Raw genomic sequence first — 21,535 nt, forward strand, 5'->3', positions numbered from 1 at the left:
GTTCATTCTTCCATTTGAATGTTATATTATAAAAATGTGAACCAAATTTTAGGTTTCTTTTTATATTTTTTAACTGGAGGTTTTGCCATTGTCATTTAAGAAAGGACTACAGACCCTACTAAAACGTGGTCAGGACGTATCCACCATTGACGAACACTTCATGGAAAACCATCCGGATGCGATTTATACACTCGACATTTTAGGACGTGTCACGCGTCTAAACGATAAAACATCCCTATTACTGGGCTATACGAGAGACGCTTTAATGAACCACTTCAAACATTTTGTTCATCCAGACGATCAAGACAGCACAGTGTTCCATTTTCAACAGGTCATGCAGGGACAAAGCGAAACGTATACGGCACACATCCGGCATTCGAAAGGTCATTATCTCGAAATGATGATCGTCAATATTCCGATCTTCTCCAATGGTCTGATTGTCGGGGCTTATGGAATTGCTCGCGATTTAACGACAAACCGACTGATGAAACAACAGATGGACTCGATTCAGTTTGATCAGCAATTGGTCGAAACACTTCCGGGAATCGCACTGGCCGCATTCAATGAGCACGGTAACTTGTTGCGCTCCTCCGACTCGTTCGCGGAATTATTCGGAGTCCGGCCCGAACAGCTCAAACATTTGTCTAAACAAGAGTTTTTCCAACGGATTCATCCTGCTGACCAACAGGAGTTTCGTGAATATCTCGATCTGTTGAAAACAAACCGCTGTTTGCCTTCACTCGACATCGAAACACGTGTCCTTCATCCACAGCATGGTTATCAGGATATCTTCTGCCGATGTGCGTTCCGGCAAGATGACCGGCAACAACAGGCAGAGCTCACTTGTGTTCTCTATAATCTTTCGGAACACAAATCATTGGATAAACAACTTCATGATGAAAAAGAAAAGTTTTTAACGTTCCAACAAGTGTCGACGAGTGCGATTTACCGGTACGATATTGATCAAAAAAAGATTGATTTTCACACACGGGGATTTGAAAATATCTTTGAAGGATTGCTGCACCGGCACCAACAGGTCGACGGGCTTTGGATCGAGGATTTGATTCTTCCTGAAGATCGATCAAAAGTCGAAGCGAGTTATCACCGGATTCTTGCCAATCATGAGTCCGAAGTCTCCTATCGTATCCGTCACGACGATAGGATTCATTGGATTTTAGAAAACCGGACACCGATCCGTAGCGCAGACGGTGTCGTCTCCGCTTTCCAAAGTGTCATTCAGGACATCACACAGTTAAAACAACAGGAAGAGAAAATTTTTCAACTGGCGATGCATGACCGGGTGACGGGACTGCCGAACCGGACACTCGTTCTTGAACAAATGAACCAATGGATTGCTACTTATCCCACGTTCAGCGTCTTGACCGTCAGCTACAATGCCTTACAGGACATCAATCATGATTTCGGTTATCCGATTGGTGATAAGTGGTTGTCAAAAACAGCAACACAATTGTTACACCACCTGCCGACTGCTTCTTACTTTGGTCACCTCTACGGAGATGAATACATCGTCCTGTTCCCGAACGTCGTCGAAGAATGTTCAATCAACAAGATCTGTGAACAATTGATTGAACTGTCCAAACAAAAAATCGTCGTCGATTCCTACGAATGGTACCCGTCAATCGGTATCGGCGTGAGCCGTTTTCCGGAAGATGCGGATTCGGCGGAAGACCTTGTCAAAACAGCGAGCATCGCCCTCGGTCGGGCCCGTGTGAATGAATACAGTGTCTATTCCTCGACGTTCAATATCGAGACTTACCGGCGCCATCAACTTCAAAAAAGTATCCGAACGGCTATCCGCCGGAACGAACTGTTCCTTGAGTATCAGCCAAAAGTTAACGCGTGGTCCGGAACGATTGTCGGAGCTGAAGCGTTAATCCGCTGGCAACATCCGGACTGGGGCCGGATTCCGCCAAACGATTTCATTCCGTTATCCGAGGAAAGCGAGATGCATATCCTGATTGCCGACTGGGTGCTCGAAGAAACATGCCGGAATATCAATCAATGGATTCTTGCCGATTTACCGATCGTTCCGATTTCAATCAACGTTTCTCCAAAACGCTTGATCCACGGGAACTTTGCCGAGACCTGCCAGGAAACACTCCAGCGCTTCGGTGTTTCCCCAAGCATGCTTGAAATCGAAATTCTCGAGACCGATGTCTTGTTTGATAACAGTAAAATTCAGCAGTCACTTCAGATGCTCAGTCAAATGGGCATCAAGATTGCCTTGGATGATTTCGGAAAAGGCTATTCATCAATCTCTTATCTGCAACAGTATCCGATTGATACGATTAAGATTGACCGGCAGTTCGCGACGACGATGGTCCAGGACAAAAAAACACAATCCGTTGTCCGGAGCGTCCTCTTCATGGCAAAGGAATTCGGCATGGATGTCGTCGCAGAAGGTGTCGAGACGATGGGACAACTCCACTTCTTACGAGGACTCGAATGTACGACCATCCAAGGATACTTGTTCAGTAAACCGTTACCTAAAGTCCATTTCGAACGCGCCATGCGCGAACGGCAGATTGCAGCGACGGAAGCGATGACTGCCCCAATCAGCACCCGGACGGTCGATGCTTCCATTACGATTCAACGGCTGAACGGACAGGATATCCACGTCGGTCGAACAAATATCGTGGTCTCCAAAGGGACCATGCATAGTGTCTCCTTCTATTCCCCGCTACATCTGCCTGTTCATGAAGGGATTGAACTCGTTTTGATTTTGAAACAACAGCCGATTCCGGTCCGACCGCTTCAGGCGATCGAACTGGATAACGGTCAGATCGAATATGAATGCCAGTACTTGGATGTGAAGCAGTCCCATCTCGTCTTCGAAGCGCTGCAATCTTCCTGAAAAACAAGACTGATTCAAAAAGGAATCTCTCGTCTTTTCACGCTCTTTCCTGTAGGAGTTGCGTGAAACAGTGATTCCTGTTTAAACGAGAAAAGGGCGGCAGAATTAGAATCTGCCATCCTTTTCTTTGTAGGGACTGACTTTTGAGTCAGCCCCTTTTTTATTGATCAAAGCGGTTTCAAACTTATCTATATAAGTTGTTGACTTAACTTATATAGATAAGTTAAGATGAGTGTGCGCATATAAGAAAACGTTTTCATTTCAAAATGAGTCTTCAGTTCAATCCCAAAGGAGAATGTGAGATGAAACCCAACTATCGGCAAATTGCAGAACAAATCATCGAACGAATCGGTGGCAAAGATAACGTCGAGCAGGCAGCCCACTGTGTCACCCGCCTCCGCTTGACATTAAAAGATCAAAGTTTGGTCGAACAAGAAGTGTTACTTGAAGTCCCGCTCGTCAAAGGAGCTTTCCTGAATGCGGGTGTCTATCAGATCGTCATCGGTGCCGGCGACGTTGACCGTGTCTACGCCGAGTTCATTCAATTAACTGGTTTACAGGCGACGACAATCGCTGACGTCAAATCGTCCGGTGCCTCGAAAATGAATCCGTTCCAAAAACTGATCAAAGTTTTTTCCGATGTCTTCATGCCGATCATCCCGGCCATCATCGTCGCCGGACTGTTAATGGGAATTAACAATCTGTTCGGCATTGAGTTTGGCGGCAAGACGATGATCGAACGGTATCCGAACCTGCAGGGTTTATGGGATTTAATCAACATGATGGCGAACACGGCGTTCGTCTTCCTGCCGGCACTGGTCGGCTGGTCCGCCACGAAACGCTTTGGCGGCAGTGAAATCCTCGGGATTGTCATGGGACTGATGCTCGTGCACCCGGATCTCCTGAACGCTTGGAATTACGGTCAAAGTGCACTAAAAGGGGATATTCCGACATTCAATATCCTCGGCTTATTTGAAATCGAAAAAGTCGGTTATCAAGGACAGATTTTACCGGTCCTCGCTGCCGCTTACGTCTTAAGTACAATCGAACGTTGGCTCAAAAACCGTGTTCCGAATGCGATTCAGCTGCTCGTCGTCCCGATCACGACCATCACATTAACCGGCTTCCTGGCCCTTGCCGTCATCGGACCGGTTACACGTCAAATCGGAGACTGGATTACAATCGGCGTCGTCAATACGTTTGAAGCCGTTCCACTTCTTGGTGCGTTGCTGTTTGGTGCCCTTTATGCCCCGCTCGTCATCACGGGAATGCACCACATGTTCATCGCCGTCGATCTGCAACTGATCGGTCAAAGCGGGACGACGTTCATCTGGCCGATGATTGCCATCTCGAACATCGCTCAAGGATCGGCGACACTTGCGATGCTGTTCCTCGCGAAAAACGTCAATGATAAAAACATGGCATCGACTTCCGCCATCTCGGCTTACTTCGGAATCACCGAACCCGCCATGTTCGGGGTCAATCTCCGGTTCAAGTATCCGTTTTATGCGGCACTGGTCGGATCCGCGATTGCATCTTCCTTCATCGCTGTCAGCGGAGTACTCGCACCGGCAATCGGTGTCGGCGGTCTTCCGGCCTTCATCTCGATCGTTCCCGGATCGATTCTGTCCTTCATCATCGGGATGGTCATCGCGATCATCGTTCCGATCGTCTGTACGTTCCTGTTCCATTACGTCTCGACGAAACGTGCCCGCAAAGCGGCACTTAAAGAGGCAGCATAAGTTTTAGAAAGGTGTGACCTGATATGACTCTTACGACAACCGACTGGCGTAAATCCGCCGTCTACCAAATCTATCCGAAAAGTTTTTACAGCCCGGAAGGCAAAGCGACCGGTACGCTGCGTGGTGTGACAGCGAAACTCGATTATCTGACGGAGCTCGGCGTCGATTACCTGTGGCTGACGCCGGTCTATGCGTCCCCGCAACGCGACAACGGCTATGATGTCAGTGACTATTACGCGATTGACCCGTCTTACGGTACGATGGCAGACTTCGATCAATTGATTGCGGAAGCAAACAAACGCCAGTTATCCGTCATGATGGATATCGTCGTCAATCATTGTTCGACCGATCATATGTGGTTCCAGCAAGGACGAAATCCCGACAGCCCCTACCACGATTACTTCATCTGGCGGGACGAACCAACGGATTGGGTGTCAAAATTCGGTGGTTCGGCCTGGTCGTTCGACGACGTCGCCGGTAAGTATTACCTGCATCTGTTCGACGAGACGCAAGCCGATCTCAACTGGGAAAACCCGGCGCTCCGGGAAGCCGTCTATCAGATGATGGGCTTTTGGCGCGATAAAGGCGTCCGCGGCTTCCGGCTCGACGTCATCAATCTGATTTCAAAAGATGACAGTTTTGCAGATGACCCGACCGGTGACGGCCGGAAATACTATACGGACGGTCCGCGCGTGCATGACTACCTGCAGGAGATGAACCAGCGTGTCTTTGCCGGTCATGACTTGATGACCGTCGGTGAGATGTCGTCAACGACACTCGATCATTGCCTTCGTTACTCGAATACAAATGAGCAGGAGCTGAAGATGACCTTCAACTTCCACCACTTAAAAGTTGATTACCCGAACGGAGAGAAATGGACGGCAGCCCCGTTTGATTTCCTCGAGCTGAAACGGATTCTCTCCGACTGGCAGGTCGGGATGCAGGGAAATGCCTGGAATGCGATTTTCTGGTGTAACCATGATCAGCCCCGCGTCGTCAGCCGGTTTGGTGACGACACGGTTTACCGGATCGAAAGTGCGAAGATGCTTGCAACGACGTTACACGGCTTACAAGGAACACCGTACATCTATCAGGGCGAAGAAATTGGCACACCAAACCCGGACTTTACCGACTTGGCGGATTACCGGGATGTCGAGACGCTGAACGCCTATACTGAAAAAACAACGCTCGGTGAAACGGAAGCTGATATTTTGGCCGCAATCCGTCAAAAATCCCGGGACAATGCCCGGACACCGATGCAATGGGATGCGTCACCGCACGCCGGTTTCTCAACCGCGACACCATGGATTCCGGTTCCTGAAAATCATACTTCGATCAATGTTGAAGCTGCTCTCGCCGATCCGGACTCGGTCTTCTATCATTACAAGAAGCTGATTCACCTGCGCAAACAGTATGATGTTTTGACGAACGGCATTTACCGGCTTCTGACACCTGATGATCTTGCGCTCTGGGCGTACGAACGAATCACTGATGAGGAACGGCTGCTCGTCTTGTCAAACTTTTACGGTACGACAACTTCGTTCACGTTACCGGACGAGTGGCTTGATCATCAGATCCTGATTCAGAACTATCCGGATGTGTTAGAGACGTCAGGGCAAGTCACATTACGCCCGTACGAATCCCTCATGCTCTATCAAACGGCTTAATCAAACAAATCCCGCACTCTCCATATGAGAATGCGGGATTTGTGCAATGTCAGAGATTCTATGAAATTCGTCGTTCGGCCTCCTCCCGTTTCAACTGTTCCCGGAACAGTCGTGTTTCCGCAATGACGACACCGGACAAACCAATCAAACCAATCAAGTTCGGAATGGCCATCAGTCCGTTGAAGACGTCGGAAATCGCCCAGACCATGTTCAAGTTCGTCGTCATCGCACCAAGTCCCGCGACGAGTACAAACAGAATCCGGTAAGGTAAAATCGATTTTTGACCAAACAGATAATAGATTGATTTTTCCCCGTAATAGGACCATCCGAGGACTGTCGAGAAGGCAAACATGACAAGACCAATCGTCACGATGTACTTCCCGGCCGGTCCAAGGAACACTTCAAAGCTGGCTGTCGTCAATTCGACCCCTTCCAGCTTTTTATCGAGCTGACCACCCATGACGAGTGTCAAGCCGGTTATCGAACAGACGACAAGCGTATCGAGAAAGACCTGCGTCATCGAGACGAGTGCCTGACGCCCCGGGAAATCCGTTTTTGCAGCGGCGGCGGCAATCGGTGCAGAACCGAGACCTGCTTCATTCGAGAAGACCCCGCGGGCGACCCCGTAACGAATCGCGGCACCGATTGCTCCGCCGGTGATGGCTTCGTTCGAGAATGTACTGCTGAAGATGGTCGCGAGCGCACCCGGAATCAAATCAAAGTTCATGACCATGATCAAGAGACCGCTTCCGACATAGAAGAAAATCATGAACGGGACAAAATAACTGACGACTTTCCCAATCGACTTAACTCCACCAATAATGACGACCCCCGTCGCCACCATCAGGACAATCCCCGTTACATACAATGGCACGTCGAACGTCGATTTCATCGCCAGTGCAACAGAGTTCGTCTGAACACCGTTACCGATCCCGAAGGCGGCAAGCGAAGCAAACGCGGCAAATAACACGCCGAGCCATTTCTGTCTTAATCCCCGTTCGAGATAGTACATCGGCCCCCCGGCCATCTGTCCTTTCTCATCGACAACACGGTACTTGACGGCGAGAATCGCCTCGGCATACTTTGTCGCCATCCCGAATAATCCGGATAACCACATCCAGACGATCGCGCCCGGTCCTCCGAGGACGACGGCTGTTGCAACCCCAACGATATTCCCTGTACCGACCGTTGCCGCAAGAGCTGTCATCAATGCCTGAAAATGACTGATATCCCCTTCCGACGTGTCGTCCTGATGTTTCGTGAATGCCAGTTTTAAGGCATACGGAAGCTTGGTAATTTGAATGAATCCAAGTCGTATCGTCAAGTAAATCCCTGTACCGACCAAAAAGATAAGCAACGGCGGTCCCCAGACAAAATCCGATACCGTACCAATCCACTCACTGAACGCTGTCCCCATTCTGTTTCCCCTCCTTCAATTCGATATGTACTTTTCTATCTTTTCAGAATTTACAGATTATTGTCAATGGTTAATTTTCTGTGCAGACGATTGCCTAGCTTATATTGTTGTATTCTTTTTACTGCTCACTAAAAGGGGCTGACTCAAAAAGGAATCTCTCGTCCTTTCACGCCCTTTCCTCAGGCGAGACACAAGCCAGTTTCCCTTCCTGATCCAGGCAGGAAACCGGGTCTTGTTTGTCTCTGCCAGCGTGAAACGAGTGATTCCTCTTTAAACGGGATAAGGGTGGCAGAATTATAATCTGCCACCCTTATCTTTGGAGAGACTGAATTTTGAGTCAGTCCCTTTTCAGGTCAATCAGTTTCTTCTTATTGCTTGCTGCTCGGCAACTCCTGTGCGTCTTTTGCTTCCGCCGGCAACTCAATCGATTTAATCTCATTGAATTTCGAGAATACGGATTCGTTTTTCATCGTAAATTCCGTTCCTTCTTCAATCTCAAACGCCATTTCCATATCAAGCGTCTTTGGATAGTAGGTTTTTGCATCATACGTCATCGAGTACTCCATCTTTTTATAATCCACTTGATCCATGACCTCTTTCATTTGGGCAAGCTGTCCGGATTGTTCAAGAGAATCCTTCATGAAGGCTTTCAGTTGATCGCCTTTCAAATCGACATCGATTTGATAGACATCACCTTCTTTTTTCATCGTCCAATTGTCTTTATATTTTTTGAGTAACTTCAGACTTTGTTCTGTCGATGCCGACGACTCCATGTTTTCTAACATATCCCCTAGTTCCGATGTATCTTGTACCAACCATTGTCCGGATTGCGACATATACATTTTATCATCCACGAGATACAGTTCCGTTTCGACATCGGTCCCGTCTTCTGCATTTTTCATTGTCATCTTTTGATACATCGTCATCGGCTTTTGGATGATGTCTGCCGAAATCTTTTGACTGATCGGCATACCGCCAACTTCCGACATCATGTCACTGTCCATATGAAACGACTTGATGTTTTCTTGTGCGCTTGACGCTTTTTTCAGCAACTCCGTATTCGAAAGCTGTTTGGAACCGTTCTCCCCTTGACCATCTTCTATGGTCTCGTTATTACACCCTGCCAGTCCAATCGTTGCCGTAAGGAGACCGACCGTCATCCACCTTGTCTTCTTCATCGTCATTCCTCCTTGAAATTGATTATCTTTCTTTACGAGCTGTCACTGAAAAATGTTTCAAAACCATTTCTTATCTTATTACCGTTCTGACTGTTTTTTACTCATCGACCTTCCTGTCCGACGTAAAGTTTTCTGTTTGATTCTTAACAAAACTTTACATCCCTCAAATGTTCGTTTTACACTCTACCGCTAAAGTTAGTCCTGTAGATCTGATCCGATACTAAACTATTTATTTATTTTCCTGAAGGAGGAACAATCCATGAAGTTAAAACGAATCATTCCCATTCTTGCCTTGTCGACCCTTTCCTTAAGTACGATGGTCTCGATGAACGACGCTGAGGCTAAGACGAAACATGCAAAATCACCGGAAATCCGGAATGTCATCTTCCTGATCGGGGACGGGATGGGTGTCTCGTATACGTCAGCCCACCGGTACTTAAAAAATGATCCTTCGACGCCGGTCGCGGAAAAAACGGCATTTGATCAATATCTCGTCGGACAACAGATGACCTATCCGGAAGACCCGGAGCAAAACATCACGGATTCCGCATCCGCCGCGACGGCGATGTCGTCCGGTGTCAAAACATATAATGCCGCGATTGCCGTCGACAATGATAAATCAGAGGTCAAGACGGTCCTTGAAGCAGCGAAAGAACGCGGAAAATCGACGGGACTTGTTGCGACATCCGAAATTACACACGCGACACCGGCTTCATTCGGCGCGCACGATGAGAACCGGAAAAACATGAATGCGATTGCGGACGACTACTTCAAGGAGCGGGTCAACGGCAAACATAAGATCGACGTCCTGCTCGGAGGCGGGAAATCAAACTTCGTCCGTCCGGATACCGATTTGACGAAAGCGTTTAAGAAAGACGGTTACAGCTACGTCACGAATCTGGATCAAATGCAGGCGGATAAAAACAAACAGGTCCTCGGTCTGTTTGCGGACGGTGGTCTGCCGAAACGCATCGACCGGGAATCATCCGTTCCGTCACTCGAACAGATGACGAATTCCGCCATCAAACGACTTGATTCAAACAAAAAAGGCTTCTTCCTGATGGTTGAAGGAAGTCAAATCGACTGGGCCGGTCATGACAATGACATCGTCGGTGCCATGAGCGAGATGGAAGACTTCGAACGTGCCTTCAAAGCGGCAATCGCCTTTGCCAAAAAAGACAAGCACACGCTTGTCGTGGCGACAGCCGACCATTCGACCGGCGGTTACTCGATTGGAGCGGATGGTATCTATAACTGGTTCGCCGAGCCGATCAAGGCGGCGAAAAAGACACCAGACTTCATGGCAGCAAAAATCATCGAAGGTGCCGATGTCAAAAAAACGTTGACGACATATATCGACCAGAAGAAACTCACCCTGACGGAAGATGAAATCGAGTCCGTTACACGTGCTGCGGAATCGAAGAAACTGCTTGATGTCGACAATGCGATCGAAGCCATCTTCAATGAACGGTCGCACACCGGCTGGACGACAGGCGGACATACGGGTGAAGACGTTCCCGTCTATGCGTTTGGTCCAGCGAAGGAACGGTTTGCCGGACAAGTCGATAATACGGATCATGCCAAAATCATCTTCGATTTACTGAAGTCGAAGAAATAAGGAGACTTTCCATGAAACAGATACTTGCTGCCTTGATGCTCGGGACGATTCTTTCGGGTTGCGGCACTACGCCAGACACCGTCCAAGAGAAGTCATCAGAAAAGTCGGCCCCGAAACAGGAGACACCGGTATCGATCGAAAAGTCTGCCGCATATGTCCCGAACCCGCAATTACCAGATGACCGGAAACTGACAAAAGTCGACGCATCGGTTACCGACGACAAAGGCGAATTGACGTTAAAACAGTTTGTCCGTCCCGACGTGACACGAACGATCGGACCGATCACGATGAAAGTCGAAGAAGTGAAAGTGTTCCATGCCCGGCCGAGTTACGGGATGATTGATTTCTTCCACGGGTTTACGCATGAGGAATCGTTTGACCTCGTCAAGACACGTGTGACGATCACGAACAGAGGCGATGAGCCGGTCACGTTTAACCCCGTCGCTCACTTCAGGCTCGATGCAAAAACCGAGAAGACACTGCAAGACGATGTCTACCTCGAGTCGCTCGCTGCGACATATGCCCCCGGCGAGACACGAAGCGGAAACTTCGGTTTCATTATCGAACAACCGCTCACATCAGTCGAGTTGTTGACGAGTGATGTCCTCAGTGCGAAACGTGATGTGCTTGGAAAAGGTTCGTCCCTTTCTTTGCGCTTATAATGCTAAAAGACCAAAAGACGATCCCTTCCTGTTTTGCTGGAAAGGATCGTCTTCTTTTTTAGTAAAGAGCCGGAATTTGTTCTGCGGGCATCGGGCGACCAAAGTAATAACCTTGCATCCGCGAGCATTCCAACCAATTTAGAACGTTGACCTGCTCGAGCGTCTCGACACCTTCCGCGATGACCTCAAGATCGAGTGACTTCGCTAAATGGATGATGGATGAAATCATCGAGTAGCCGGTCGTCGTCGGTTGGATTTTTTCGACGAACTCGCGGGGAATCTTCAATGTATCAATCGGGAAGTCCGCTAAACGGGATAAGGAAGAGTAGCCGGTTCCGAAGTCATCAATCGAAATCGTAAAGCCGAGTTCTTTTAAGCGATTCATCGTCACGACGGTTTCTTCGATATCTTCGACAGCTGAGACTTCCGTGATTTCAAGATCGATACGCGTCGGATCAACACTTGTTTCCTCTACTAAACGAATCAAAGTCAGGACGAACGTCGGATGATGAAACTGTTGCATCGAGACATTCAGTCCAACCTTCAATGTGACTCCTTCATCTTCCCACCGTTTTGCCTGTAAAAACCCTTCGCGTAACACCCATTCACCAAGCCGGATAATCATGCCGACTTCTTCCACCATCGGAATGAAATCGTTTGGTGCAATCATTCCGAGTTCCGGATGATTCCAACGGATCAGTCCTTCGACACCGACCATCTTATACGTGACCGTATCGACTTGCGGCTGATAATGTAAAATCAATTGATTGGTTTCGATGGCAATCGGCAGCTCCGATTCGAGTCGCAAGCGGTAGGACGCTTTTTCGGCAATATCTTCAAAGAAGATGATGGATTTACCGCCACCCGATTTCGCCTGATACATCGCAAGATCGGCCTGCTTCAGCAACGTCACGACGTGTTTTCCCGCTGTACGCTGACATATGACGGCTCCGATACTTGGATTGGAAATCAATTCGATTCCTTCAATCGCATACGTTCGTTTTAAGTCATCGAGCAGACGGGCCGTTCGGCTTCTGCCCTGCTCATCCGACGTAACATCCCGCAAGATGACGGTAAACTCATCTCCGCCTTGACGGGCGACGATATCGTCCGGATTGACGGCTTCTTGCAGGCGCTCTGCCACTTGAATCAACAACTGATCGCCGACATGGTGACCGAACGAATCATTGACGAGTTTAAAGTCGTCGAGATCAATAAAACAGAGAATGATGGTTTCTTCCTTCCGCTCTTCTTCGACTAAATGGTGCAACACTTCTTCAAAGTAGGTCCGATTGATGACCCCGGTCAAATGATCGTAATAAGCAAGCCGGCGGATTTTTAATTCATTTTCCCGGATGGTCGTGATATCCTGCCCAATCCCGTACATCCCGACGAATCGATCCCGGACGCGAATCGGAATGTTGGTTACATTCAGCAAAACATCTGGACCGCCAGATTTTTGGAAAACAGTTTCAAATTGCTGTGCTGTCGCCTTGTCTGTCGATGTCTGTTGCCATGTCGTGAACTGCCGATACGTTTTGCCAATCAATTCCTCCGCATCCTGCTCCGTCAATTTTTCGAACGAAGGATTCGCGCTTTCAATACGTCCCTTCAAGTCAAGTGAATAGATGGCATCCGGATGGTAAGTAAACAAAGACTTATACCGTTCCTCACTCACTTCTAACTCGTCCGCTTTATGATGAATTTCTTCAATTAATTCTTGGTGACTCAAAATCATTAGAATCTGGCGGACTAAAATCAGGAGAATCGTGATAGCGCAACCTATCATTAAGCCATTCATTGCTTCATTTTGGCGTGCATAAAAGGTCATCGTTGAAAATAAAAATATGACTAACAGATATGGTAAAAACATTTTCCCGATCGGTGCACGTCTTCGTCGCGTTGTTTCTTTCTGTTGCCTTTTTTGTACGGGATTATCCAAATGACCAGATATACTAATCGTCAGTAAACCAATGACAAACAATGGATCAATCAACCGGATGACATCCTCACCGCTGACGGTCGTCACATAGACAAACGATGTATCTGCGCCGACCTGTAACAACAATCCGATGAACAAACACTGAAACATACGTCGTCGTTTTTGCCACTCGTGTTTCTCAAATAAATAATAGATACTGATCATACAAAATAACAGAACGATATCGCACATCGGGTAAGCAAAGGCCAGGACGAATTCCGCTTTCGAGGTGAACGGTTCGTCAAACAGCGGACGGATTAAGAAAAACCAACTGTAGGTAACAGCGACCGTCATAACGATGGCGATATCAAATATAAAGCTGACTAAACGAGCTTTTGTGACATGGCGTTGGATTGCGTGTAGAAAGGCCACTAAAAAGAAGACAGATTGCAACACGTAAAAAAGATCCGAGATACCGGGAAAGGGAACTTCGACTTGAAGAATATTCTCATACGTCCCCCACATCAATTCGGCAATCAGATAACTTCCTGTTCCGTATGCAAGGTAGAGAAAAAAATGTCCTTCTTGTTGGTCCGGTTCTCGTTGCGCCTGAACCAACAAACATGTCGCAAACGCGCAACCGAGTATGGAAAACAAGTTACTGCCCCAAGCTGACAACTCTGGCTGGTTTGCAAAAATAATCAGCCAAAGATAGTAAATTGTAATAAAGCAGACGATAACAGGCAGATAATAAGCTTTTTTTGAACGCACCATCTTCCTTTCCACCCTTCTGTAAAGAGTCTTTCCCTTATCATTAGGGATGGAGTTCGTAAAGTCCTGCCAGAATAAAAAAAGAGACCTGTTCCATTCGGAAACAGGTCTCAAGACTCAGTTATTTCATTAAATAGTCCGTAACAGGTTCGCCATCTCGATTGCTGAGACCGCTGCTTCGTATCCTTTGTTCCCCGCTTTCGTTCCCGCCCGTTCGACGGCCTGTTCAATTGAGTCAGTCGTCAGGACACCGAAGATAATCGGCACCCCTGTTTCACGTGACGCGCCGGCGACACCTTTCGCGACTTCGTTGCAGACATAATCGTAGTGTGATGTCGCACCGCGAATGACGGCACCGAGTGTGATGACAGCGTCATACTTTCCGCTTTTCGCAAGCTTTTCCGCGACGAGCGGAATCTCGAACGCTCCCGGAACCCATGCTGTATCGACAGCATCCGCAGCGACTCCGTGACGACGGAATGCATCGTTTGCTCCACCGACCAGTTTCGATGTGATCAATTCATTGAATCGTGCTGCGACGATTGCGACGCGTAGTCCTTCACCTGTTAAAAATCCTTCGAATACCATGTTATTGTCCTCCTTGGATATCGAGCAGATGCCCGAGTTTCGTTTGTTTGGTTTGCAGATACTGCTTGTTTTCCGGAACCGGTGCAATCTCAAGCGGAATCCGCTCGAGCACCGTAATACCGTTTTGTTCGAGTGCCTGTTGTTTTTCCGGATTATTCGTCATCAGCCGAATTTTCGTGACACCTAAATCGTGTAACATCGCGGCTGCGACTTTGTAATCCCGTAAATCAGTCGCATACCCGAGCGCGTGATTCGCTTCGACCGTATCGAGTCCCTGCTCCTGCAACTCATAGGCTTTCAGTTTCGCCATCAAGCCGATACCGCGCCCTTCCTGGCGCAGGTAGAGTACCGCTCCGCCTTCATGTCCGATGCGTGCCAGTGCTGCGTCAAGTTGCGGACCGCAATCACAGCGTTTTGATCCGAAGACGTCTCCCGTCAGACATTCCGAATGCAGCCGGACGAGCATTCCGTCTTCCGGCTCTCCCGACAGGACGGTCACGTGTTCTTTTTGATCAGGCGTCGTATAGCCGAGTATCCGAAACGCGCCGTGCGCGGCCGGAAGCAGGACGTCCGCTTCGCGCCGGACGGGGCGTTCGAGATACGTGACGAGGGCATCGATTGTAATCATCTTCAGCCCGTGGACTTCTTTATAGGTCAGCAAATCATCCACGCGCGCCATCGTCCCGTCCTCTAAGATGATTTCACAAATGACAGCTGCTTCAGCACTTCCGGCAAGCCGTGCCAAATCCACACCGGCCTCCGTATGTCCACGCCGTTCCCGGACACCGCCCTCTTTCGCAATCAAGGGGAAAATATGACCGGGACGCTTAAATTGTTTCGCCTCATCCGTCAGCATCCGTTGAATCGTCAATGCACGTTCCGCGGCACTGATGCCGGTCTTCGCTTCTTCATGATCGATGCTGATCGTAAACGCCGTCCCGTGCGGATCGGTATTGTGATCTGTCATCGGATTCAGCTCAAGGCGTTCTGCAAGTTGCGGGCTGACCGGAACACAGACGAGTCCTTTCCCGTACGTGATCATGAAGTTGATTTGTTCGGGTGTCGCATGTTCCGCGAGGAGAATCAGGTCCCCCTCATTTTCCCGGTTTTCATCATCACAGACGATGATCGGACGTCCGTGTTTTAATTCTTCAATCGCTTCTTCTACGAGATCAAATCCGTTCATCCTGCTCCGCCTCCTAAAAATGCCGACCAATCCGTTTTTTGTTCCTGCTGTGTAAAGTGATACAAATGTTTTGCCATCAAATCACACTCGATATTGACGAGTGCCCCGCTTTGCAACCGGTCGAACGTCGTCAACTGTCGGGAGTGCGGAATCAATGAGATGATTAAACTGTTCGGTTCCACGTGTTGGACCGTCAAGCTCGTTCCGTTGATCGCAATCGAGCCTTTCGGAATACAGTATTTACTCCACTCCCCGGTCTCGAACCGGTATTCCATCGCTTCACCGTCCGGTCGACGGCTTAAGAACCGGGCTGTTCCGTCAATGTGTCCGCTGACGAAATGACCGCCAAACCGTCCGTTCGCCGGCATCGCCCGTTCGAGCTGAACCGGTGTGCCGACCCGCAACGTCTGAAGGGACGTTGCCCGAATCGTTTCGTGAACGGCGTCCGCCGTGAACCCGGTCGCCGTCATCGCCGTGACCGTTAAACAAATCCCGTCGACGGCGATGCTGTCGCCGATCTTCGTTTCTTCAAGAACATGCCGCGCCTCGATTTCGAGCGCTAAACCGTTCGGGCGCGGAACTTTTCGTTTAATCGTCCCGACTTCTTCAATCAATCCCGTGAACATAAGCCGTCTCCTTTCCGCGTATAACGCAGATGGACATCCTGTCCGATTTGCGCGACGTCGGTTAAATCGAACCGGTCTTCAATCTCGATTGTGCTTGTCAATCCGGTCGTCCCTTGTAAGACGGACGGGGCTTGATAGATTTCAAGACGATCGACAAGGTCTGCTTCTAAAAATGACGACTGAATCGTTGGTCCGCCTTCAATCAACAAACTGCGGATCCCCTGGTCGTACAATATGTCTAAAATCTGATTCGGTGTCGTATACGTGCCGACGAGAACCGTGACGTTCGATTGAATTGAGACACGCGGTTGTTCCGTCAGCCAGTATGTCGGATTCAAACCGTCCCGAAAGACTTGGGCGCTTTCCGTCAAACGTCCACGACGGTCGACGACGACCCGAATCGGTTCAGGTCCGGCTTCCGTGCGTAACGTCAATGCGGGATCATCGATTAAAATCGTCTCACTCCCGACTAAGATGGCGTCATGTGTTGCCCGCAGCTCACGTCCTGCCGCCCGGGCTGCATCTGATGTAATCAGGCGTTGCTCACCTGTCGTGACGACACCGTTTAAACTTTGGGCGACTTTGACGGTGACGACCGGTCGTTTCCGCTCGAGACTTTGCCAAAACGGTGTATAAAATCGAACCGCTTCGTCTTCGAGTAATCCGGTTTCGACCGTCAGTCCGGCTTCACGCAGACGCGTAATACCTTGTCCGGCGACGATTGCATGCCGATCTTCCGTTGCGACGAACACCCGCTTGATGCCGGCGGCTAAAATCGCCTCCGTACAGGGCGGTGTCTTTCCATGATGGTTACACGGTTCGAGTGTGACATAGAGATCGGCACCACGCGCCGCTTCTCCTGCCATGTTTAATGCTTCGACTTCCGCGTGCGGACCACCCGCAAACCGATGGGCACCGAAGCCGATCACTTTTCCATGTTTCGTAATGACACAACCGACACTCGGATTCGGACTGGTTTGTCCGTCCAGCATCCGTGCCAACTGCATCGCCTGGTGCATTCGATTATTCATATTTCCGCTCCTTTCAAAAGAAAAGACGCCGCTGCATTTGCAGGGCGTCATGATTGAAGGATCACGAAAGAAACGTCTTGTTTTCTGTTCAAAAGCATACAGAAATAGACCTTTTTCCGAACATATTTTTTCAGAAAATGGTTTCAAGCACATTTTTTCGTTCTTCTCCCATCCGGACTTTACCGTCGGCCCTGGAATCACACCAAGTCAGCCACAATGCGTACATTGTGGGTCGCGGGCTCGTCGATTCGAAAATCGCATCACCGCCGGTTGGGATTTTCACCCTACCCCGAAGAACTGGTTATTCACTTGTACAGGTCAAGACTAGCACAGGTTATTTTAAAATACAAAAGAGAATTTGTTTTCTTTTTCTCGATTCATGAAAAAAAGTATGGTTTGGCCCAGCCGGTTGTCTTGATGACATCCGGTCGGACCAACACATACTTCTGTCTTTCGCTGTTACGTCAAGTAACCGTTTTTCCGGTCGTGGAACTCCTGCTTGACCGTCCCGAGTAACGAACCATCCGTCAGGAGGCGTAACGCCGTCCGGGCCAGGATTTTCGCTCCCGCGATCAAGGCTTCGTCGCCTTGTTCCGATTTCGACGCCTCCCGGAAACTTTCCGTATGGGCAACTAAGTCGTCTGCTCCAATCTTGATGTACGGATGGATCGTCGGCAGGACCTGGCTGATGTTGCCGGCGTCGGTCGAACCGAGACCCGGCCGTTCATCGGTCTTGACGTCTTCCCCAAGCGCCGTCGCTTCTTCCCGGAAAATCTCGTCAAACGTCCGGTTGAACAACAGGTTATCGACTTCGTTTTGGAAAGCGATGATCTCAAGCGTCGCTCCGGTCGCAAGGGCTGCCCCTTCGGCAACGGCTTTGACCTTTGCCGTCACCGCATTCAGCCGTTCGCGTGTCGTCGCCCGGATGAAGAAGCGGGCTTTGGCATACTCCGGAATGATGTTCGGCGCATCTCCACCATCGGTAATGATTCCGTGAATCCGGATGTCACTCGGCAACTGTTGCCGTAACGCATTGATTCCGTTAAACAACTGAATGACGGCATCCAGGGCATTGATCCCTTCTTCCGGCGAAGCTGCCGCATGGGCCGGTTTACCGGTAAAGGCAAAATCGAGCGGATCGACGGCGAGCGAAGAACCGGTGATCCGGGTCTGTCCGGACGGATGAACCATCAAGGCCGCATCGATGCCGGTCAGCAGATTGTGTTTGACGAAACTCCCTTTCGCACTGCCGTTTGGTCCGCCTTCTTCCGCCGGTGTCCCGAGGACGACGACACTGCCGCCGACTTCATCCAGAACTTGACTGACGGCAATCGCTGCTGCGACACTTGTCGTGCCGATGATGTTGTGTCCGCATGCGTGACCGATTCCCGGCAAGGCATCATATTCAGCTAGAAAAGCGATCGTTGCTCCCGGTTTATCCGAGACCTTCCGGGCGAGAAACGCTGTCTCGTGTCCGGCCACACCAAGTTCGACTGTAAACCCTTCGGCTGTCAGGCGTTCCGCATGATGACGCGACGCAAAATATTCTTCATTGCCGATTTCCGGTGTCGCATGAATCCGATGGCTCGTCTCAAGATACGACTCCCGTTTTTGCTCAATATCCTGTTCAATCGTTTGTGTCAGGTTTTGCCGTCTCGTCTGAATTGTCATTTGGGTCACGCTCCTTTTGGTTTTTGTTATTCGCCAATCTCGCTAAGTGGGACGAACGTCGGAATCGTGCTTCCTTTGTACTCTTTTTTGATGAAGGCAGCGACATCGTCCTGCTGGTAAAGGGAAGCGATTTTTTTCAACGTCTTTTTGTCTTTGTCTTCTGTCCGGGTCGCGATGATGTTGATGTACGGTTTCGCCGTCTCGTTTTCATGGAGAATCGAATCTTTGATCGGATTAAAGCCGGCATCGACAGCGATTCCGTTATTGATGATCGAGGCGGAGACATCCGGTAGGACGCGTGGTGTCTGTCCGGCGACGACCGGGACAATCTTCAGTTTTTTCGGATTCTCGACGATCTTATCGACGGATCCGTTGCCGTCAAAGTCGTCCGGCAGCTTGATCAGGCCTGCTTCCTGCAACAGGAGCAATGCCCGCCCCATGTTCGTCGCTTCATTCGGGACGGCAATCTTTCCACCGACCGGAATGTCTTTGACGTCCTTGATCTTATCCGAATAAATTCCCATCGGCGCGATGACCGTAGTCGCAATCGGCGACAGTTTTAACTTATGTTCTTTTTTGAAGGCGTTAAAGTAAGAGACGGTCTGGAAGGAGTTCGCATCAATCTCTCCTTCCGCAAGTGCGAGATTCGGTTGAACATAGTCGGAGAACTTAACGAGCTCAATCGTGATGCCTTCTTTCTTCGCTTTTTTCGCGACGTATTCCCAAACTTGGGTGTCGGAACCGCTGACGCCAAGTTTCACCGTCTTTTGATCTTCTTCTCCGGAAGCGGCACATCCCGCAAACAATACCGTCGTCAATGCTGCACCAATCGCTAATCCTTTTTTCATCATCCATCTCTCCCTTATCTGTTCTATGTTTTTTTAGTGTCTCCGAATTTTTCGTGCCAACAGGTTGCCTGTTGTCTGTAACCCTTGAACCAAAATGACGAGAATCCCGACCGTGATGATCATGACGGTCGTATCAAACCGTTGGTAGCCGTACGTGATCGCCAAGTCACCCAGTCCCCCGCCGCCGATTGCCCCGGCCATTGCCGATGCCCCGATCAAGCCGATTGTCGCAATCGTCAGGTTCAGGACAAGCGAGCTGAGGGCTTCCGGCAAGAGGAAACGGAAAATCGTCTGCAGCGGTGTCGCCCCCATCGCTTCTGCCGCCTCCAAGACACCGGTGTCGACTTCGAGCAATGAACTTTCAATCAGGCGGGCGATGTACGGTGCCGCATAAAAGACGAGCGGAACAATCGCTGCCTGCGTCCCGATCGACGATCCGACAATCAAGCGGGTCAGCGGAATGATCGCGACGAGCAAAATAATGAACGGAACGGACCGGAAGATGTTGACGATACTGCTTAAGAGATTGAAGAAGGGGATTTGTTCGAGCAATGCTCCTTTTCGTGTCACGACAAGCAGGATGCCGAGCGGTAAACCAATCAATGTCGAAAAGAGTAACGACAGTCCGACCATCGTCATCGTTTGCAAAAAAGCGGTCCAAATATCCGTATAGTTAACCAGCATCTGCGAGCACCTCCTCGACGACGACATCCGATTGATCGATGTAATGCAGTACCCGTTTGATTTCCGCCGCATCACCGATCAGTTCAACAAGCAGACTGCCAAACGGAATGTTTTGCAGTTCCGTGATGCTGCCGTGCAGGATGTTGAGGTCGACATCAAACCGTTTCGCGACTTGCGATAAAAGCGGTTGTCCGGTCCCTGCCCCGAGGAAGTTGATTTTGTAGATATGGTGCCCGGTATCCCGTTGATCGATGACTTTTTGAACCGACGCCGGAATCTCATCCTGCATGACGGAACGGACGAAGTTTTTTGCCGTCGCCGTTTGCGGATTCGAGAAGACGTCGAACACGGTACCCGATTCAATCAGCTTGCCGGCTTCGATGACGGCGACCCGGTCACAAATCTCACGGATGACACCCATCTCATGGGTAATCAGTAAGATCGTGATGCCGTATTCCTGATTGATTTGTTTCAGCAGGCGTAATATGTGTTGTGTCGTCTGCGGATCAAGCGCCGAGGTCGCTTCGTCACACAACAGGACGGACGGCTGGGTGGCAAGTGCCCGGGCAATCCCGACCCGTTGTTTCTGTCCGCCCGATAACTGATCCGGGTAATGATCGGCCTTATCCGCCAAGTCGACGAAATCCAGCAGTTCATTGACCCGCCGATGGACCTCGTCTTTTTTGACGCCCTTTAAGACAAGGGGTTTTGCGACGTTCGCAAAAACCGTATTCGAATCCAGCAGATTGAAGTGCTGAAAAATCATCCCGATGTGTTGTTTGGCTTCCCGTAACTGTTTCGCCGAGAGCGTCGTCAAATCTTGGCCATCGACCGTCACACTGCCCGATGTCGGCCGTTCAAGCAGGTTGACGCATCGTAATAAGGAACTTTTACCGGCTCCACTGAAACCGATGACACCGAAGATTTCTCCCTTTCGGATTTCGAGATCGACCCCGTTCAGCGCAGCAATCGATTGTTCCTTTGTTTCATAGATTTTTTTTACATTTTTGAATGTAATCACCACTTGTTCCCCCTTTAAAATACAAAAAA

Annotated in this window: 16 protein-coding genes and 1 riboswitch; of the genes, 5 read left to right on the plus strand and 11 right to left on the minus strand. The window is 49.5% G+C overall.

Annotated features, from left to right (window positions below):
- The first annotated feature begins 88 nt into the window (after window positions 1-88).
- The 3 genes from ACP26N_RS14260 to treC all read left to right on the plus strand — a co-directional run bounded on the left by ACP26N_RS14260 (window position 89) and on the right by treC (window position 6,284).
- Window positions 89-2,875 carry an EAL domain-containing protein gene (locus ACP26N_RS14260; RefSeq protein ID WP_426354219.1) on the plus strand — a complete coding sequence of 929 codons (2,787 nt, stop codon included), beginning with the start codon at window positions 89-91 and terminating at the stop codon, window positions 2,873-2,875.
- 302 nt (window positions 2,876-3,177) lie between these two features.
- A complete protein-coding gene (gene treP / locus ACP26N_RS14265; RefSeq protein ID WP_426354220.1) occupies window positions 3,178-4,617 on the plus strand; it encodes a PTS system trehalose-specific EIIBC component in 1,440 nt (479 codons plus the stop codon).
- Window positions 4,618-4,640: 23 nt separating this feature from the next.
- Window positions 4,641-6,284 (plus strand): alpha,alpha-phosphotrehalase, encoded by a 1,644-nt coding sequence (treC, locus tag ACP26N_RS14270; protein ID WP_426354222.1) that lies wholly within the window; start codon window positions 4,641-4,643, stop codon window positions 6,282-6,284.
- 58 nt (window positions 6,285-6,342) lie between these two features.
- Here treC and ACP26N_RS14275 read toward each other — a convergent pair whose 3' ends face one another.
- Together ACP26N_RS14275 and ACP26N_RS14280 are read right to left on the minus strand one after the other, a co-directional pair.
- The gene (locus ACP26N_RS14275) at window positions 6,343-7,701 is read right to left on the minus strand and encodes an alanine/glycine:cation symporter family protein (protein ID WP_131502413.1); all 1,359 of its coding nucleotides are present in this window, start codon (window positions 7,699-7,701) and stop codon (window positions 6,343-6,345) included.
- Between the two features lie 368 nt (window positions 7,702-8,069).
- The gene (locus ACP26N_RS14280) at window positions 8,070-8,879 is read right to left on the minus strand and encodes a DUF6612 family protein (RefSeq protein ID WP_188004798.1); all 810 of its coding nucleotides are present in this window, start codon (window positions 8,877-8,879) and stop codon (window positions 8,070-8,072) included.
- Between the two features lie 259 nt (window positions 8,880-9,138).
- Between ACP26N_RS14280 and ACP26N_RS14285 the strand changes: the two genes are divergently transcribed.
- Together ACP26N_RS14285 and ACP26N_RS14290 are read left to right on the plus strand one after the other, a co-directional pair.
- Window positions 9,139-10,497, plus strand: coding sequence for an alkaline phosphatase (locus ACP26N_RS14285; protein ID WP_131502415.1), 1,359 nt, complete (start codon window positions 9,139-9,141; stop codon window positions 10,495-10,497).
- Between the two features lie 11 nt (window positions 10,498-10,508).
- The gene (locus ACP26N_RS14290; protein ID WP_131502416.1) at window positions 10,509-11,159 is read left to right on the plus strand and encodes a DUF4352 domain-containing protein; all 651 of its coding nucleotides are present in this window, start codon (window positions 10,509-10,511) and stop codon (window positions 11,157-11,159) included.
- A 58-nt stretch (window positions 11,160-11,217) separates the two neighbouring features.
- Here the strand turns inward: ACP26N_RS14290 and ACP26N_RS14295 are convergent, their stop codons facing one another.
- The 9 genes from ACP26N_RS14295 to ACP26N_RS14335 form a co-directional block, all read right to left on the minus strand.
- The gene (locus ACP26N_RS14295; RefSeq protein ID WP_214855888.1) at window positions 11,218-13,854 is read right to left on the minus strand and encodes an EAL domain-containing protein; all 2,637 of its coding nucleotides are present in this window, start codon (window positions 13,852-13,854) and stop codon (window positions 11,218-11,220) included.
- A gap of 126 nt (window positions 13,855-13,980) precedes the next feature.
- A complete protein-coding gene (ribH, locus tag ACP26N_RS14300) occupies window positions 13,981-14,439 on the minus strand; it encodes a 6,7-dimethyl-8-ribityllumazine synthase (protein ID WP_131502418.1) in 459 nt (152 codons plus the stop codon).
- A 1-nt stretch (window position 14,440) separates the two neighbouring features.
- Window positions 14,441-15,625 carry a 3,4-dihydroxy-2-butanone-4-phosphate synthase gene (gene ribB, locus ACP26N_RS14305; RefSeq protein ID WP_188004800.1) on the minus strand — a complete coding sequence of 395 codons (1,185 nt, stop codon included), beginning with the start codon at window positions 15,623-15,625 and terminating at the stop codon, window positions 14,441-14,443.
- On the minus strand, window positions 15,622-16,251 hold the full coding sequence (ribE, locus tag ACP26N_RS14310; protein WP_188004801.1) for a riboflavin synthase: 630 nt from the start codon (window positions 16,249-16,251) through the stop codon (window positions 15,622-15,624). The genes ribB and ribE overlap by 4 nt, the downstream gene beginning before the upstream one ends.
- The gene (ribD, locus tag ACP26N_RS14315) at window positions 16,236-17,282 is read right to left on the minus strand and encodes a bifunctional diaminohydroxyphosphoribosylaminopyrimidine deaminase/5-amino-6-(5-phosphoribosylamino)uracil reductase RibD (RefSeq protein ID WP_188004802.1); all 1,047 of its coding nucleotides are present in this window, start codon (window positions 17,280-17,282) and stop codon (window positions 16,236-16,238) included. The genes ribE and ribD overlap by 16 nt, the downstream gene beginning before the upstream one ends.
- A gap of 156 nt (window positions 17,283-17,438) precedes the next feature.
- Window positions 17,439-17,583: riboswitch (FMN riboswitch) on the minus strand.
- Between the two features lie 158 nt (window positions 17,584-17,741).
- Window positions 17,742-18,953, minus strand: coding sequence for a M20 family metallopeptidase (locus tag ACP26N_RS14320; protein ID WP_426354225.1), 1,212 nt, complete (start codon window positions 18,951-18,953; stop codon window positions 17,742-17,744).
- Between the two features lie 26 nt (window positions 18,954-18,979).
- Entirely contained in the window at window positions 18,980-19,801 is an 822-nt protein-coding gene (locus tag ACP26N_RS14325; RefSeq protein WP_131502423.1) for a MetQ/NlpA family ABC transporter substrate-binding protein, read from the minus strand.
- A 33-nt stretch (window positions 19,802-19,834) separates the two neighbouring features.
- Entirely contained in the window at window positions 19,835-20,485 is a 651-nt protein-coding gene (locus tag ACP26N_RS14330) for a methionine ABC transporter permease (protein WP_131972055.1), read from the minus strand.
- Window positions 20,475-21,506, minus strand: coding sequence for a methionine ABC transporter ATP-binding protein (locus ACP26N_RS14335; RefSeq protein ID WP_426354228.1), 1,032 nt, complete (start codon window positions 21,504-21,506; stop codon window positions 20,475-20,477). The genes ACP26N_RS14330 and ACP26N_RS14335 overlap by 11 nt, the downstream gene beginning before the upstream one ends.
- Between the last annotated feature and the right edge of the window lie 29 nt (window positions 21,507-21,535).

The sequence above is a fragment of the Exiguobacterium sp. R-39 genome, assembly GCF_049942815.1.
Lineage (GTDB): Bacteria > Bacillota > Bacilli > Exiguobacteriales > Exiguobacteriaceae > Exiguobacterium_A.

Excerpts from the sequence above, each read along its gene's own strand:
- ACP26N_RS14275 (WP_131502413.1), bottom strand. The coding sequence starts at position 7,701 with ATGGGGACAGCGTTCAGTGAGTGGATTGGTACGGTATCGGATTTTGTC.
- ACP26N_RS14280 (WP_188004798.1), bottom strand. The coding sequence starts at position 8,879 with ATGAAGAAGACAAGGTGGATGACGGTCGGTCTCCTTACGGCAACGATT.
- ACP26N_RS14325 (WP_131502423.1), bottom strand. The coding sequence starts at position 19,801 with ATGAAAAAAGGATTAGCGATTGGTGCAGCATTGACGACGGTATTGTTT.
- ribD (WP_188004802.1), bottom strand. The coding sequence starts at position 17,282 with ATGAATAATCGAATGCACCAGGCGATGCAGTTGGCACGGATGCTGGAC.
- ACP26N_RS14285 (WP_131502415.1), top strand. The coding sequence starts at position 9,139 with ATGAAGTTAAAACGAATCATTCCCATTCTTGCCTTGTCGACCCTTTCC.
- ribH (WP_131502418.1), bottom strand. The coding sequence starts at position 14,439 with ATGGTATTCGAAGGATTTTTAACAGGTGAAGGACTACGCGTCGCAATC.
- ACP26N_RS14295 (WP_214855888.1), bottom strand. The coding sequence starts at position 13,854 with ATGGTGCGTTCAAAAAAAGCTTATTATCTGCCTGTTATCGTCTGCTTT.
- ACP26N_RS14320 (WP_426354225.1), bottom strand. The coding sequence starts at position 18,953 with ATGACAATTCAGACGAGACGGCAAAACCTGACACAAACGATTGAACAG.
- treC (WP_426354222.1), top strand. The coding sequence starts at position 4,641 with ATGACTCTTACGACAACCGACTGGCGTAAATCCGCCGTCTACCAAATC.
- ACP26N_RS14330 (WP_131972055.1), bottom strand. The coding sequence starts at position 20,485 with ATGCTGGTTAACTATACGGATATTTGGACCGCTTTTTTGCAAACGATG.
- ribB (WP_188004800.1), bottom strand. The coding sequence starts at position 15,625 with ATGAACGGATTTGATCTCGTAGAAGAAGCGATTGAAGAATTAAAACAC.
- treP (WP_426354220.1), top strand. The coding sequence starts at position 3,178 with ATGAAACCCAACTATCGGCAAATTGCAGAACAAATCATCGAACGAATC.
- ribE (WP_188004801.1), bottom strand. The coding sequence starts at position 16,251 with ATGTTCACGGGATTGATTGAAGAAGTCGGGACGATTAAACGAAAAGTT.
- ACP26N_RS14290 (WP_131502416.1), top strand. The coding sequence starts at position 10,509 with ATGAAACAGATACTTGCTGCCTTGATGCTCGGGACGATTCTTTCGGGT.